General features: G+C 70.2%; 10 protein-coding genes and 1 pseudogene. 6 read left to right on the top strand and 5 right to left on the bottom strand.

The window, feature by feature from the left end:
* Nucleotides 1–5: 5 nt before the first annotated feature.
* Genes ACZ4UU_RS24960 through ACZ4UU_RS24950 form a run of 3 tightly spaced genes read right to left on the bottom strand, consistent with a single transcriptional unit; the run spans nucleotide 6 to nucleotide 3,574 of the window.
* A complete protein-coding gene (locus ACZ4UU_RS24960; protein WP_471905596.1) occupies nucleotides 6–1,025 on the bottom strand; it encodes an ABC transporter permease in 1,020 nt (339 codons plus the stop codon).
* On the bottom strand, nucleotides 1,018–1,941 hold the full coding sequence (locus ACZ4UU_RS24955; protein ID WP_471905595.1) for an ABC transporter permease: 924 nt from the start codon (nucleotides 1,939–1,941) through the stop codon (nucleotides 1,018–1,020). Before ACZ4UU_RS24955 ends, ACZ4UU_RS24960 begins: the two co-directional genes overlap by 8 nt.
* 7 nt (nucleotides 1,942–1,948) lie before the next feature.
* Complete coding sequence (locus tag ACZ4UU_RS24950) at nucleotides 1,949–3,574, bottom strand: peptide ABC transporter substrate-binding protein (RefSeq protein ID WP_471905594.1); 1,626 nt, start codon at nucleotides 3,572–3,574, stop codon at nucleotides 1,949–1,951.
* Nucleotides 3,575–3,910: 336 nt separating this feature from the next.
* Between ACZ4UU_RS24950 and ACZ4UU_RS24945 the strand changes: the two genes are divergently transcribed.
* From ACZ4UU_RS24945 to ACZ4UU_RS24920, 6 genes and pseudogenes are all read left to right on the top strand, one after another.
* The gene (locus tag ACZ4UU_RS24945; RefSeq protein ID WP_471905593.1) at nucleotides 3,911–5,731 is read left to right on the top strand and encodes an ABC transporter substrate-binding protein; all 1,821 of its coding nucleotides are present in this window, start codon (nucleotides 3,911–3,913) and stop codon (nucleotides 5,729–5,731) included.
* A 6-nt stretch (nucleotides 5,732–5,737) separates the two neighbouring features.
* Complete coding sequence (locus ACZ4UU_RS24940) at nucleotides 5,738–6,790, top strand: ABC transporter permease (RefSeq protein WP_471905592.1); 1,053 nt, start codon at nucleotides 5,738–5,740, stop codon at nucleotides 6,788–6,790.
* Nucleotides 6,787–7,716 (top strand): ABC transporter permease, encoded by a 930-nt coding sequence (locus ACZ4UU_RS24935; protein WP_471905591.1) that lies wholly within the window; start codon nucleotides 6,787–6,789, stop codon nucleotides 7,714–7,716. The genes ACZ4UU_RS24940 and ACZ4UU_RS24935 overlap by 4 nt, the downstream gene beginning before the upstream one ends.
* A 55-nt stretch (nucleotides 7,717–7,771) precedes the next feature.
* Complete coding sequence (locus tag ACZ4UU_RS24930) at nucleotides 7,772–8,746, top strand: ABC transporter ATP-binding protein (RefSeq protein WP_471905590.1); 975 nt, start codon at nucleotides 7,772–7,774, stop codon at nucleotides 8,744–8,746.
* A pseudogene (locus tag ACZ4UU_RS24925) lies at nucleotides 8,743–8,874 on the top strand (ABC transporter ATP-binding protein); the annotation flags it as partial. The gene ACZ4UU_RS24930 and the pseudogene ACZ4UU_RS24925, both read left to right, overlap by 4 nt.
* 86 nt (nucleotides 8,875–8,960) lie before the next feature.
* Nucleotides 8,961–9,938 carry an ABC transporter ATP-binding protein gene (locus ACZ4UU_RS24920; protein WP_471905589.1) on the top strand — a complete coding sequence of 326 codons (978 nt, stop codon included), beginning with the start codon at nucleotides 8,961–8,963 and terminating at the stop codon, nucleotides 9,936–9,938.
* A 78-nt stretch (nucleotides 9,939–10,016) separates the two neighbouring features.
* Here the strand turns inward: ACZ4UU_RS24920 and ACZ4UU_RS24915 are convergent, their stop codons facing one another.
* Both ACZ4UU_RS24915 and ACZ4UU_RS24910 read right to left on the bottom strand, forming a co-directional pair.
* Entirely contained in the window at nucleotides 10,017–11,162 is a 1,146-nt protein-coding gene (locus ACZ4UU_RS24915; protein ID WP_471905588.1) for an ABC transporter ATP-binding protein, read from the bottom strand.
* 25 nt (nucleotides 11,163–11,187) lie between these two features.
* Nucleotides 11,188–12,249 carry an ABC transporter ATP-binding protein gene (locus ACZ4UU_RS24910; protein WP_471905587.1) on the bottom strand — a complete coding sequence of 354 codons (1,062 nt, stop codon included), beginning with the start codon at nucleotides 12,247–12,249 and terminating at the stop codon, nucleotides 11,188–11,190.
* Between the last annotated feature and the right edge of the window lies 1 nt (nucleotide 12,250).

Here is a 12,250-nt window from a genome sequence, read left to right as displayed (position 1 = left end):
GGGGCTCACCTCAGCTTCGGGTCCAGGGCGTCGCGGACCGCGTCGCCCAGCATGATGAAGGCGAGGACCGTGATGGCCAGGGCGCCTGAGGGCCAGAGGAGGGCGTGGGGGGCGTTGCGGATGTACGGGGAGGCCGCGGAGATGTCGATGCCCCAGGAGACGCTGGGGGGTTTGAGGCCCACGCCCAGGTAGGACAGCGTCGCCTCCAGGGCGATGTAGGTGCCCAGGGCGATGGTGGCGACGACGATCACCGGGGCCACGGCGTTGGGCGCGATGTGGCGCAGCAGGATGCGGGAGTTGGAGGCGCCGAGGGCGCGGGCTGCCTGGACGTAGTCGTTCTGCCGGGCGGTGATGACCGCGCCGCGGGCGATGCGGGAGATCTGGGGCCAGCCGAGCAGCACGATGAAGCCGATGACCGGCCAGATGCTGTTGCTGGTCACCACGGAGAGCAGGACCAGGCCTCCGAGGATCACCGGGATCGCGAAGAAGACGTCGGTGACGCGGGACAGGAGCGAGTCCCACAGGCCGCCGAAGAAGCCGGCGAGTGCGCCCAGCACCGAGCCGAGGACGGCGACCCCGAGCGTGGCGCAGACACCGACTGCGACGGACGTACGGGCGCCGTAGACCGTGCGGGTGTAGACGTCGCAGCCCTGTCCGTCGAAGCCGAAGGGGTGGCCGGGCGCGGAGCCCTGCTGGGCCTTGGCGAGGTCGCACTTGAGGGGGCTGCCGGAGGCGATCGTCGAGGGCCAGAGGGAGATGACGACGAGGAAGACGATGATCAGGGTCGAGAAGACGAAGACCGGGTTGCGGCGCAGGTCTCGCCAGGCGTCGGACCACAGGCTGCGGGGGCGTTCGGGGGGAGGGGAGGGGGCCGCCGGGGTCGTGGTTCCCGGGGTGGCCGTGTGGGGGGCCAGGGGGCTTTCGAGGGTTTCCGCCTCGCTCGTCGCCCACTGCATCGCACCGCCCGTGCCGCCGCTGCCGGCGACGGCTCCCGCGCCCTCGGGCTGGAACGGCTGTTCAGGCATAGCGGATCCTCGGGTCGAGTACGGCGTACAGGAGGTCGACGACCAGGTTGCAGAGGAGGAAGACGAGGACGAGGACCGTCACGAAGCCCACGACGGTCTGTATGTTCTGGCGCAGGACGCCCTGGTAGAGCTGGAAGCCGACGCCGTGGATGTTGAAGATCCGCTCGGTGACGATCGCGCCGCCCATGAGGAAGCCGATGTCGGCGCCGAGGAAGGTGACGACGGGGATGAGGGAGTTGCGCAGCAGGTGCCGGGTGACCACCCGGTGCCTGGGCAGGCCCTTGGCGATGGCCGTGCGGACGTAGTCGGAGCGCCGGTTCTCCGCGATGGACGTGCGGGTCAGCCGGGTGACGTAGGCGAGGGAGACCGTGGCCAGGACGAGGCCCGGCAGGAGCAGTTCGCCGAAGGGGGCGGCCGGGGAGACCGACGGGCGGATCAGGCCCCACTCCACGCCGAGCAGCAGCTGGAGCAGCAGGCCGGTGACGAAGGTGGGGACGGAGATGACGACGAGGGTGAGCAGCAGGACACCGGTGTCGACGGGGCGGCCGCGGCGCAGGCCGGTGAGGACGCCCAGCGTGATACCGATGACGATCTCGAACAGGATGGCCACGATGGTGAGGCGGAAGGTCACGGGGAACGCCGTCGACATCAGTTCGGTGACTTCCTGGCCGTTGAACGCCGTACCGAAGTCGCCGGTGAAGACGTTCCCCATGTAGGTCAGGTACTGCTGCCACACGGGCATGTCGAGGCCGAACTCCTGGCGCAGTCGGGCCGCCGTCGCCGGGTCGCACTGCCGGTCGCCGCACAGGCCCGCGACCGGGTCGCCCATCACATGGACCATGAGAAAGATCAGCAGGGTGGCTCCGACGAACACCGGCACCATCTGGAGCAGGCGGCGTACGACGTACTGGCCCATGGCGGGCTCAGCCGACCTTGATCTCGTGGTAGACGGGGACGCTGAACGGGTTGAGGGCCACGTTGGACAGCCGCTGCGACCAGCCGGCGCTGCCGTTCTGGTACCAGAGCGGGATGGCGGCCATGTCGTCCCGGACGACCTCCTCGGCCTTCTGGAACATCTTCACGGCCTTCGCGGGGTCCGTCTCGGCGTTCGCCTCGTCGACGAGCCTGTCGAACTCCTCGCTCGACCACTTGCCGTCGTTGGAGGAGGCGCCTGTGTAGTAGAGCGGCTGGAGGAAGTTCTGGGTGAGCGGGTAGTCCATCTGCCAGCCCGCCCGGAAGGGCCCGGACAGCTTCTGGGTCGTGGACTTGTTGCGGAAGTCGGCGAAGGTGCCGATGGGGTTGCCGACGCAGGCCCGGTCGTTGTCCAGGGCGTTGTTGATGGAGTTGCAGACGGCGTCGACCCACAGCTTGTGCGAGCCGGTGTCCGCGTTGTACGTGATCTTCACCTGCCCGCCGGGCAGCCCGCCGCCCTCCTTGATCAGCTTCTTCGCGGCGGCGGCGTCGTACCGGCACCACTCGCCGCACAGCCCCGCCTGGTAGCCGCCGTCCTTGCCGAGGACGGGTGAGGTCCAGTCGGTGGCCGGGGTGCGGGTCTTGTGGAAGATCGTGTCGGTGATCTGCTCGCGGTCGATCGCCCGGGACAGCCCCTTGCGGACCTTGACCGAGCCGGCGGTGCTCCATTCCTTGTCGTAGTGGGGGAAGGCCAGGGTCTGGATGATGCCGGCGGGGGTGTTGAGGTAGCGGTCGCCGAGGTCGGCGCGGACGTTCTTCAGCTGCTGGGCCGGGACGTCGTCGACCAGGTCGAGGTGGCCGGCCATCAGGTCGGTGTAGGCGGTGTTGTTGTCCGTGTAGACCTTGAGGGTGACGCCGCCGTTCTGCGCCGCGTCCGGGCCCGGGTAGGTGTCCCACTTCGTCAGGCGCATCTCGGAGCCCTTGGTGTACGACTCCACCGTGTAGGGGCCGTTGCCGACGGGCTTGGCCAGCCAGGCGGCGTGGTCGTCGTAGAACGCCCGCGGGAGTGGGACGAAGGCGTTGTAGCCGAGGGTGTCGGGGAAGCTGGAGAACTTCTGGCTGAGCCGGACGGTGAACGTCCGGTCGTTGACGACCTTCAGTCCGGACAAGGTGTCGGCGCGCTGCTCGCCCCGCTCCGGGTGGACCTCGTCGTAGCCCTCGATGTAGCTGAAGAAGTAGGCGTTCTTCTGGTTGTTCTTCAGGCTCGCCCCGTAGTTCCAGGCGTCCACGAAGGACTTGGCGGTGACCTTCTCGCCGTTGCTGAAGGTCCAGCCGTCCTTGACGGTGATCGTGTAGTTGCGCGAGTCGGAGGTCTCGATCCTCTCGGCGAGCATGTTCTCGGCGGCGCCGGTCTTCGGGTCGTACTGCTTCAGGCCCCGGAAGATCATGGAGAGGACCTTGCCGCCCTGCACCTCGTTGGTGTTGGCGGGCTCCAGCGGGTTCTGCGGATCGGTCCAGGAGGAGCTGAGCACGGCGCCGCCTGCGCCGGCGCTGTCGCCCCCGCCTCCGCAGGCCGTGGCAGCGAGAGCCACGGCCACCGCGACCGCGATCCGTCCGGCATGGGTGGCTCCCCGCATGGTGCCTCCTCCTGACCGCGCCGCGGGAATCGCCGCGCCCTGGCAGCAAATATCGGCAGCCGCCAAGGGCCCCGCATGCGCAGGGCGCCCATCCGAGGACCCGTTAGCCCATCCGGCCGCAACCGTCCCGGTCCGTAAGCCCGCGAACGTCCGTCAGGGCGCCACCAGGGGCTCTTCACCGGTGTGGACCAATGGCTGTCTCAATCTCATCACTTCGTTGTTTTCCGCAGGCCACATGGGGTTTCATGCGCCGTCGACGCGCGCAGAAAAGCGCTGACAGTCCAAAAGCCGCTCAACCAGCCGTCCCTGTGCAAGCAATGACGTGAGGTCACGATCATGAGCACACGAGAGCAGCACAGCAGAGCGCGGCGTCTCCTCGCCGCCGCAGCCGCCACCCTGACGGTGTCGGCCGGACTCGCGCCGCACCAGGCGGTGGCGGCGGACGACGACAAGGTCCTCACCGTCGCGGTAGCCCAGAGTGTCGACTCCCTGAGCCCGTTCCTGGCGCAGCGGCTGCTCAGCACGAGCGTCCACCGGCTGATGTACGAGTACCTCACGAACTACGACCCGGGGGACGCCCACGCCGTCCCGGCCCTGGCTACCGGGTGGAAGTCGTCGCCGGACAAGCTGACCTGGACGTACACGATCCGTTCCGACTCCAAGTGGTCGGACGGTGAGCGGGTCACCGCGCAGGACGCCGCGTGGACGTTCGAGAAGATGATGACCGACGAGGGAGCGGCCACCGCCAACGGCAGCTTCGTCGGCAACTTCCGCGAGGTGACCGCCCCGAGCCCCACCGAGCTGGTCATCCAGCTGAAGAAGCCGCAGGCCACGATGACGGCCCTGGACGTGCCGATCGTGCCGAAGCACGTCTGGGAGAAGGTCGGCGACTTCTCGAAGTTCAACAACGACAAGGACTTCCCCGTCGTCGGGAACGGGCCGTTCATCCTCACCGACTACAAGCCCGACAGCTACGTCCGCCTCAAGGCCAACAAGGACTTCTGGCGCGGCGCCCCCAAGTTCGACGAGCTGGTCTTCCGGTACTACAAGGACCAGGACGCCGCGGTCGCCGCCCTGCGCAAGGGCGAGGTCTCCTTCGTCGCCGGGTCGCCGTCCCTGACGCCCGCTCAGGCTGAGTCGCTCAAGGGCGAGGAGAACATCCACGTCAACGACGCGCCCGGCCGCCGTTTCTACGCGCTCGCCACCAACCCGGGGGCGCGGGCAGCGAACGGCCAGAAGTTCGGCGACGGCCACCCCTCCCTGCTGGACGAGCGGGTACGGCACGCCCTGTTCAGGGCCGTCGACCGCGAGACCATCATCGACCGGGTGTTCCAGGGGCACGCCGTGCGGGGCGAAGGCTATATCCCGCCGCGATTCTCCACGTACTTCTGGAAACCGGCGGACGGGCAGGAACTCTCCTACGACCCCGCCGAGGCCGCCCGGCTCCTCGACCAGGCCGGCTACGAGAAGAACGGCGACGGCAGGCGCCTCGGCAAGGACGGCAAGCCGATCACCTACCGCGTGCTGTGCCATGCCACCGACCCCAACGACAAGGCGATCGGCCAGTACCTGAAGGAGTGGTGGGGCGAACTCGGCATCGGTGTGACCCTCGACTGCCTGGACAACGTCACCGACCCCTGGCTCGCGGGCACCTACGACCTCGCCTTCGACGGCTGGTCCGTCAACCCCGACCCGGACTTCGTGCTGTCCATCCACACCTGCGCCGCACTGCCCGCGACCCCGAAGGACACGGGCGCGACCGACAACTTCATCTGCGACAAGCGGTACGACGAGCTGTACGCGCGCCAGCTCGCCGAGTACGACCCGGCCGAACGGGCGGACATCGTCAAGCAGATGCAGTCCCGGCTGTACGACCTCGGGTACATGAACGTCATGGCGTATCCGAACGCGGTCGAGGCCTACCGCACGGACCACATCAAGTCGATCACGACGATGCCCGAGAAGGCGGGCAACATCTACGGTCAGGACGGTTACTGGAGCTGGTGGTCGGCGACCCCGGCGGACTCCGACGGCTCCTCCGACGGCTCCGGCTCGGCAGGCGTCGTCATCGGGGTGGTCGCCGGCGCCGCCGTCCTCGTCGCCGCGGGCGTGTTCTTCGCGCTGCGGCGCCGGGCGACCGCCGAGGACCGCGAGTAGCCGCCGATGACCGCCGACGCACCCTCCGCCTCGGCCGTCAAGGCCGCCGCGCCCGCTGTCCGGGGACAGCGGGCGCGCACCGCCACGGGCTATCTGCGCTACGGCGCCGGCAAGGTGGGCGGCGCCGCCGTCTCCCTGCTCGCCGTCCTCGTCACCGGGTTCTTCCTGTTCCGGCTGATCCCCGGCGACCCGGTCAAGACCATGACGGGCGGCCGGCCCATCTCGGCGGAGCAACTCGCCGCCTACCGCGAGGAGTTCGGGCTCGACCTGCCGCTGTGGCAGCAGTTCACCGACTATTGCGGCAAGGCGCTCACCGGGGACCTGGGGACGTCGTACCAGTTCCGGGCACCCGTCGTCGACAAGATCGCCGAGGCGCTGCCCAACACGCTGCTGCTCACCGGCACCGCGTTCGTCCTGTACACGCTGCTCGGCATCGTGCTGGGCACCCGCTCGGCCTGGCGGCACGGCGGGCTCGGGGACCGTCTGAACACGGGCCTGGCCCTGACCCTGTACTCGATCCCGTCCTTCTGGCTGGGCCTGCTGCTGATCATCGTGTTCTCGGTGGGGATGGGCCCGATTCCCGGACTGTTCCCGACCGGTGGCATGGAGTCGGGCGGTGAGGAGGGCTTCGGGTACGTCCTCGACGTCGCCCACCATCTGATCCTGCCCGTCGTCACGCTGGTCGCGGTGGAGTACGGCCAGACCCTGCTGGTGGCCCGCTCGGCGCTGCTGGACGAGATGGGCGGCGACTATCTGACGACCGCCCGCGCCAAGGGCCTCAGGGACGACCTGGTCCGCCGCCGGCATGCCGTGCCGAACGCGCTGCTGCCGACGGTGACGCTGGTCTTCGTCAATCTGGGCCGGACGGTCGCGGGCGTGATCCTGGTCGAGACGGTGTTCTCCTGGCCGGGGCTCGGCGGGCTGTTCTACCAGGCGCTGAGCGTGCCCGACCTGCCGTTGGTGCAGGGCCTGTTCCTCTTCTTCGCCGCGGCGGTGATCGTCATGAACACCCTGGCCGACCTGGTCTATCCGCTGCTTGACCCGAGGGTGGGCCGATGACGACCGGGACGACGACCGATACCAAGGCCGGGGCGGCCGGCCCGCGCGCGCTGGCCCGGCAGAGGCGACGCCGCTCCGCCCAGCGATTCTGGCAGCAGTACCGCACCCATCGGGCGGGACTCGTCGGCCTGGTCGGGCTCGCCCTGTTCGCGCTGGTCGCCCTGACCGCCCCGTTCACCGTCGGCACCGACGTGTCCAGCGTGACCGGGGCGCCGGGGCGGCCGATGGATGGCCCGAGCGCCGAGTTCCCGCTGGGGACGGACCGGTTCGGGCGGGATCTGCTGGGCCTGCTGGTGTGGGGGTCGCGGGTGTCGCTGCTGGTCGGACTGCTCGCGGCGGCGCTGTCGGTGGCGATCGGCACGACGGTCGGGGTCACCGCGGGGCACTTCAAGGGGGCGTACGCCACCGTGCTGATGCGGATCACCGACTGGTTCCTGGTGATGCCCACCCTGGTCCTCGCCATCGCGCTGGCCACCGTGCTGCCCCGCTCGCTGGGCACCGTCGTGCTGGCCATCGGTGTGACCTCCTGGCCGACCACGGCCCGGCTGGTGCGGGCGCAGACCCTGGCGGTGGAGTCACGGCCGTACATCGAACGCGCGAAGGCGCTGGGCGGTGGGCACTGGCACGTCATGTCCCGGCATGTACTGCCCAATGTGATGCCGCTGGTCCTGGCGCAGACGACCCTGATGATCTCGTCCTCCGTCCTCGCCGAGGCGACCCTCGCCTTCCTGGGGGTCAGCGATCCGACCGTCCTGTCCTGGGGCGGGCTGCTCCAGGACGCCCGGGAGGCGGGGGCGGTCAGCTCGGGGAACTGGTGGTACCTGGTACCGCCGGGCATCGCGATCGCGGTGGTGGCGCTGGCGTTCACGCTGTGCGGGCGCGCGGTGGAGTCGGTGCTGAATCCCAGGCTGGGGGTGGGGCGTTGAGAGCGGCCGTCCGTGCGGACCTGAAGAACCACGCTCCAGCCCCGGGGGTGACATCTTGAGCCTGCTCGACGTCAGAGACCTCACCGTCACCTACCCCGGCGGGGCCGCCGCCGTGCGGGGCGTCGACCTGACGGTCGCGGCCGGGCAGAAGCTCGGTATCGCGGGCGAGTCGGGCTGCGGAAAGTCCACGCTCGCCCTCGCGCTGCTGCGGCTGCTGCCGGCCGGGACGCGGATCGGCGGGCAGGTCCTGCTGGACGGCGAGGACGTCCTCACCATGAAGTGGGGCCGGCTGCGCGCGGTGCGCTGGGCCGGGGCGTCCATCGTCTTCCAGGGCGCGATGCACTCGCTCAACGCCGTGCACCGCGTCGGCGACCAGATCGCCGAGCCGATCCTGCTGCATCGGAAGGCGACCCCGGCGGGCGCCCGGAAGCGGGCCGGCGAGCTGCTGGAGCAGGTGGGGCTGCCGGCGGCGCGGGCGTCTGCGTATCCGCACGAACTCTCCGGCGGCCAGCGTCAGCGCGTCATGATCGCCATGGCGCTCGCCTGCGACCCACGGCTGATCGTCGCCGACGAGCCGACCACCGCCCTGGACGTGATGATCCAGGCGCAGATCCTCCGCCTCATCGAACAGCTCGTCGCGGAGCAGGAACTGGGCCTGATCGCGATCAGCCACGACCTGGCCGTGCTCGCCGACACCTGTGACCGGCTGGCGGTGATGTACGCCGGCCGGGTGGTCGAGGAGGGCCCGGCCCGCCGGGTCTACGAGGACGCCCGGCACCCCTACGGCAGGGCCCTGTCGGAGGCGTTCCCGAGAATCGGCGACCCGGCGTCGCGCTTCGCCCCGCGCGGCCTGCCCGGCGATCCACCCGACCCGTCCGCCGTGCCTCCCGGATGCGCCTTCCACCCGCGCTGCCCGGTCGCCCTGGGCTCCTGCGCGGTGGACGACCAGGAGCTGCGCACGGCCGACGAGGACCGCCGGGCGGCCTGTGTGCACGTGCCGACGACGCGGGAACCGGGGAGCGGATCATGACCCTCCTGAGCGCACAGGCCCTGCACATCACCTACCCCGGCCGCCACGGCGCCCCGCCCGCCCGCGCGGTGGACGGTGTCCGACTCGACATCGATGCCGGAGAGATCGTGACCCTGGTCGGCGAGTCAGCCCGGCACGCGCCGGCCCCAAGGACACAGGACCGACCGATGCCCCCGCCCCACGTGCCGGCGACGCGAGCCGCGAGGAACCGACCATGACCCTCCTGAGCGCACAGGCCCTGCACATCACCTACCCCGGCCGCCACAGCGCCCCGCCCGCCCGCGCGGTGGACGGTGTCGAACTCGACATCGGCGCCGGGGAGATCGTGGCCCTGGTCGGTGAGTCGGGCTGCGGCAAGACGACGCTGGCGCGTGCTCTGCTCGGCCTGGAGCCGCCGACCGGGGGCCGGGTCGTCTTCGACGGGCAGCCGCTGCGGTACTCGTCGCGGGCGCTGAAGGCGTACCGGCGGCGCGTCCAGCTGGTGCTCCAGGACCCGACGGGGTCGCTGAACCCTCGGCACACGGTGTACGAGGCGGTGGCGGAGGGGCTGCGGATCCACGGGCACGGTGGCGACGAGCGCACGGCGGTGGCCGAGGCGCTGGCGCGGGCCGGCCTGCGGCCTCCGGAGCGCTTCTTCCTGCGGTATCCGCACGAGCTGTCCGGCGGGCAGCGCCAACGCGTGGTCATCGCGGGCGCGTTGGTGCTCGAACCCGAACTGCTCGTCGCCGACGAGCCGGTGGCCTCCCTGGACGCCTCCGTACGCGGCGAGATCCTCGCCCTGCTGCTGCGGCTGCGCGCCGACCTCGGTCTGTCGGCGCTGGTCGTGACGCACGACCTGGGGCTGGCCTGGAACATCGCGGACCGGGTGGCGGTGATGTACCTGGGCCGGATCGTGGAGACGGGGGACGTGGAGCAGGTGCTCACGGCACCCCGGCATCCGTACACCCGGGCTCTGCTGTCGGTCCTGCCGGAGGCACCGGGCGACCCGGTGGTGCTGACCGGCGAACCTCCGGACCCGACCCGGATCCCCGCCGGGTGCCGTTTCCACGCCCGTTGCCAGGTGCTGGCGAGTGGGGAGGCGGAGCGCGCGGGAGTGGCGGACGCCTGCCGGAACGAGGATCCGGAGGTGCTCGGCGGGGACGCGCGGGCGCAGGTGGCGTGTCACTGGGCGCGGGCGCGGATCACAGCGTGAGGGCCGCGCTGGAAAGGTGAGAGACCGGGGGCGGGAGATTTCGCTCTCCCGCCCCCGGTCTCCTGACGATTGCGCCGGTCAGCCCTTCGAGACCGCCGTGTCACCGTCGGCGCTGTCCTCCAGGGCCTTCAGACCCTGGTCCAGCACCACGTCCTCGCCCCGGTCCGCGATGGTCGGCTCCTCCGGGAAGTGGCACGCCGTCAGGTGCCCCGGCTTGCTGCCCTCGATACGGACCAGCGGCGGCTCCTGCGTCGCGCACTTGTCCTGCGCCTTCCAGCAGCGCGTACGGAACCGGCAGCCGGACGGCGGGCTGATCGGCGAGGGCACGTCGCCCGCGAGCCGGATCCGCTCCCGCTTGGCCGCGTCGATGTCCGCGTCCGGCACCGCCGACAGCAGCGCGTGCGTGTAGGGGTGACGGGGCCGGTTGTAGAGCGAGTCGCGGTCCGCGATCTCCACGACCTTGCCGAGGTACATCACCGCGATGCGCTGCGAGAAGTGCCGCACGATCGCCAGGTCGTGGGCGATGAAGACGAACGCGATGCTCATCTCCCGCTGCACCTCCTGCAGCAGGTTCACCACCTGGGCCTGGATCGACACGTCGAGGGCCGAGACCGGCTCGTCCGCGATGATCAGCTTCGGCTCCAGGGCGACGGCCCGCGCGACACCGATGCGCTGGCGCTGGCCGCCGGAGAACTCGTGCGGGAAGCGGTTGTAGTGCTCGGGGTTGAGACCGACGATCTCCAGGAGCTCCCGGACCCGCTTCTCCCGGCCGCCGGGCGGGTTGATCCCGTTGATCTCCATCGGACCCGAGATGATCTTGCCGACCGTCTGCCGCGGGTTCAGCGAGGCGTACGGGTCCTGGAAGATCATCTGGATCTCGGACCTGATCGGCGCCATCTTCGACCGGCTGGCGCGACTGATGTCCCGCCCCTTGTACTCGATGGTGCCCTCGGTCGGCTCGTACAGCCGGGTCAGCAGCCGACCGGTCGTCGACTTGCCGCAGCCGGACTCGCCGACGAGCCCGAGGCTCTCGCCCGGGAAGACCTCGAGGTCGACGCCGTCGACGGCCTTGACGTGGCCGACGGTGCGCCGGATCGGGAAGCCGCCTTTGATCGGGAAGTGTTTCTTCAGGCCGGTGACCCGAAGGAGCGGCGCGCTGTCGTCGCCCCGCTTCTGCGGGATCGCGTCGGCGACCGCCGTGGTGGTCTTGCTGTTGTCGCTCATGGTGATGCCCCAGTCCCGGTTTGGCTCAGCCCAGCCGGGGCTGAATCGTCTCGATGAACAGCTGCTGTCGCTGATCCCCCGTCAGATGGCACGCGGCTGCGCGCCCCGGGGCGAGCAGCGGCCGCTCGCTGGAGCAACGGCCTGCGGACACGTTCTTGGTGAACGCGCACCGCGGGTGGAAGGCGCAGCCCGACGGCGGGTTGAGCAGCGAGGGCGGCGATCCGGGGATCGGCACCAGCGGCTCGTCGACATCCGAGGTGAGCCTCGGCATCGATCCCAGCAGGCCCCAGGTGTACGGGTGCTGAGGCGTCTTGAGCACCTCGCGCACCGTGCCCCGCTCGACCGCCCGGCCCGCGTACATCACCAGGATGTCGTCGGCCATGTTGGCGACCACGCCGAGGTCGTGCGTGATCATGATGATCGCGGAGCCGAACTCCTGCTGGAGGTCCTTGAGCAGGTCGAGGATCTGCGCCTGCACCGTCACGTCGAGCGCCGTGGTGGGCTCGTCGGCGATGAGCAGGTCCGGGTCGCAGGAGAGCGCCATCGCGATCATGGCGCGCTGGCGCATACCGCCGGAGAACTGGTGCGGGTAGTCGTCGACCCGCTGCTGCGGGTGCGGGATGCCGACCTTCTCCAACAGGTCGATGGCGCGCACCCGGGCGTCCCGCTTGGAGGCGCCGGTGTGCTTCATGAACGGCTCGCCGATCTGCCGGCCGACCGTGTAGTACGGCGACAGCGCGGTCAGCGCGTCCTGGAAGATCATGGCCATCTTCTTGCCGCGCAGCGTCTCCAACTGCTTCTCGCCGGCGTCGGTCAGCTCCTGACCGTCCAGCGTGATCGACCCGTCGATGGCGGTGTTCTTGCGGTTGTGCAGGCCGAGGACGGCGAGGTTGGTCACCGACTTGCCGGAGCCGGACTCACCGACGATGCCGAGAGTCTTGCCGCGCTCCAGGTCGAAGGAGAGCCCGTCCACCGCCTTGACGACGCCGTCCTCGGTGGAGAAGTGGACCTTGAGGTCACGTACCGAGAGGAAGGCCCGCTCCGCAGCGGTGGCCGCGGCCTGTTCGGGCTTGGTCTGAGTGGTCACG

The organism is Streptomyces sp. NPDC028907 (assembly GCF_055564995.1).
This window is presented reverse-complemented; position numbering and strand designations above follow the sequence as displayed.

What these genes read in the sequence shown, in the direction of transcription:
- ACZ4UU_RS24960 (WP_471905596.1), bottom strand. Translation starts at nt 1,025, where the DNA reads ATGCCTGAACAGCCGTTCCAGCCCGAGGGCGCGGGAGCCGTCGCCGGC.
- ACZ4UU_RS24955 (WP_471905595.1), bottom strand. Translation starts at nt 1,941, where the DNA reads ATGGGCCAGTACGTCGTACGCCGCCTGCTCCAGATGGTGCCGGTGTTC.
- ACZ4UU_RS24950 (WP_471905594.1), bottom strand. Translation starts at nt 3,574, where the DNA reads ATGCGGGGAGCCACCCATGCCGGACGGATCGCGGTCGCGGTGGCCGTG.
- ACZ4UU_RS24945 (WP_471905593.1), top strand. Translation starts at nt 3,911, where the DNA reads ATGAGCACACGAGAGCAGCACAGCAGAGCGCGGCGTCTCCTCGCCGCC.
- ACZ4UU_RS24940 (WP_471905592.1), top strand. Translation starts at nt 5,738, where the DNA reads ATGACCGCCGACGCACCCTCCGCCTCGGCCGTCAAGGCCGCCGCGCCC.
- ACZ4UU_RS24935 (WP_471905591.1), top strand. Translation starts at nt 6,787, where the DNA reads ATGACGACCGGGACGACGACCGATACCAAGGCCGGGGCGGCCGGCCCG.
- ACZ4UU_RS24920 (WP_471905589.1), top strand. Translation starts at nt 8,961, where the DNA reads ATGACCCTCCTGAGCGCACAGGCCCTGCACATCACCTACCCCGGCCGC.
- ACZ4UU_RS24915 (WP_471905588.1), bottom strand. Translation starts at nt 11,162, where the DNA reads ATGAGCGACAACAGCAAGACCACCACGGCGGTCGCCGACGCGATCCCG.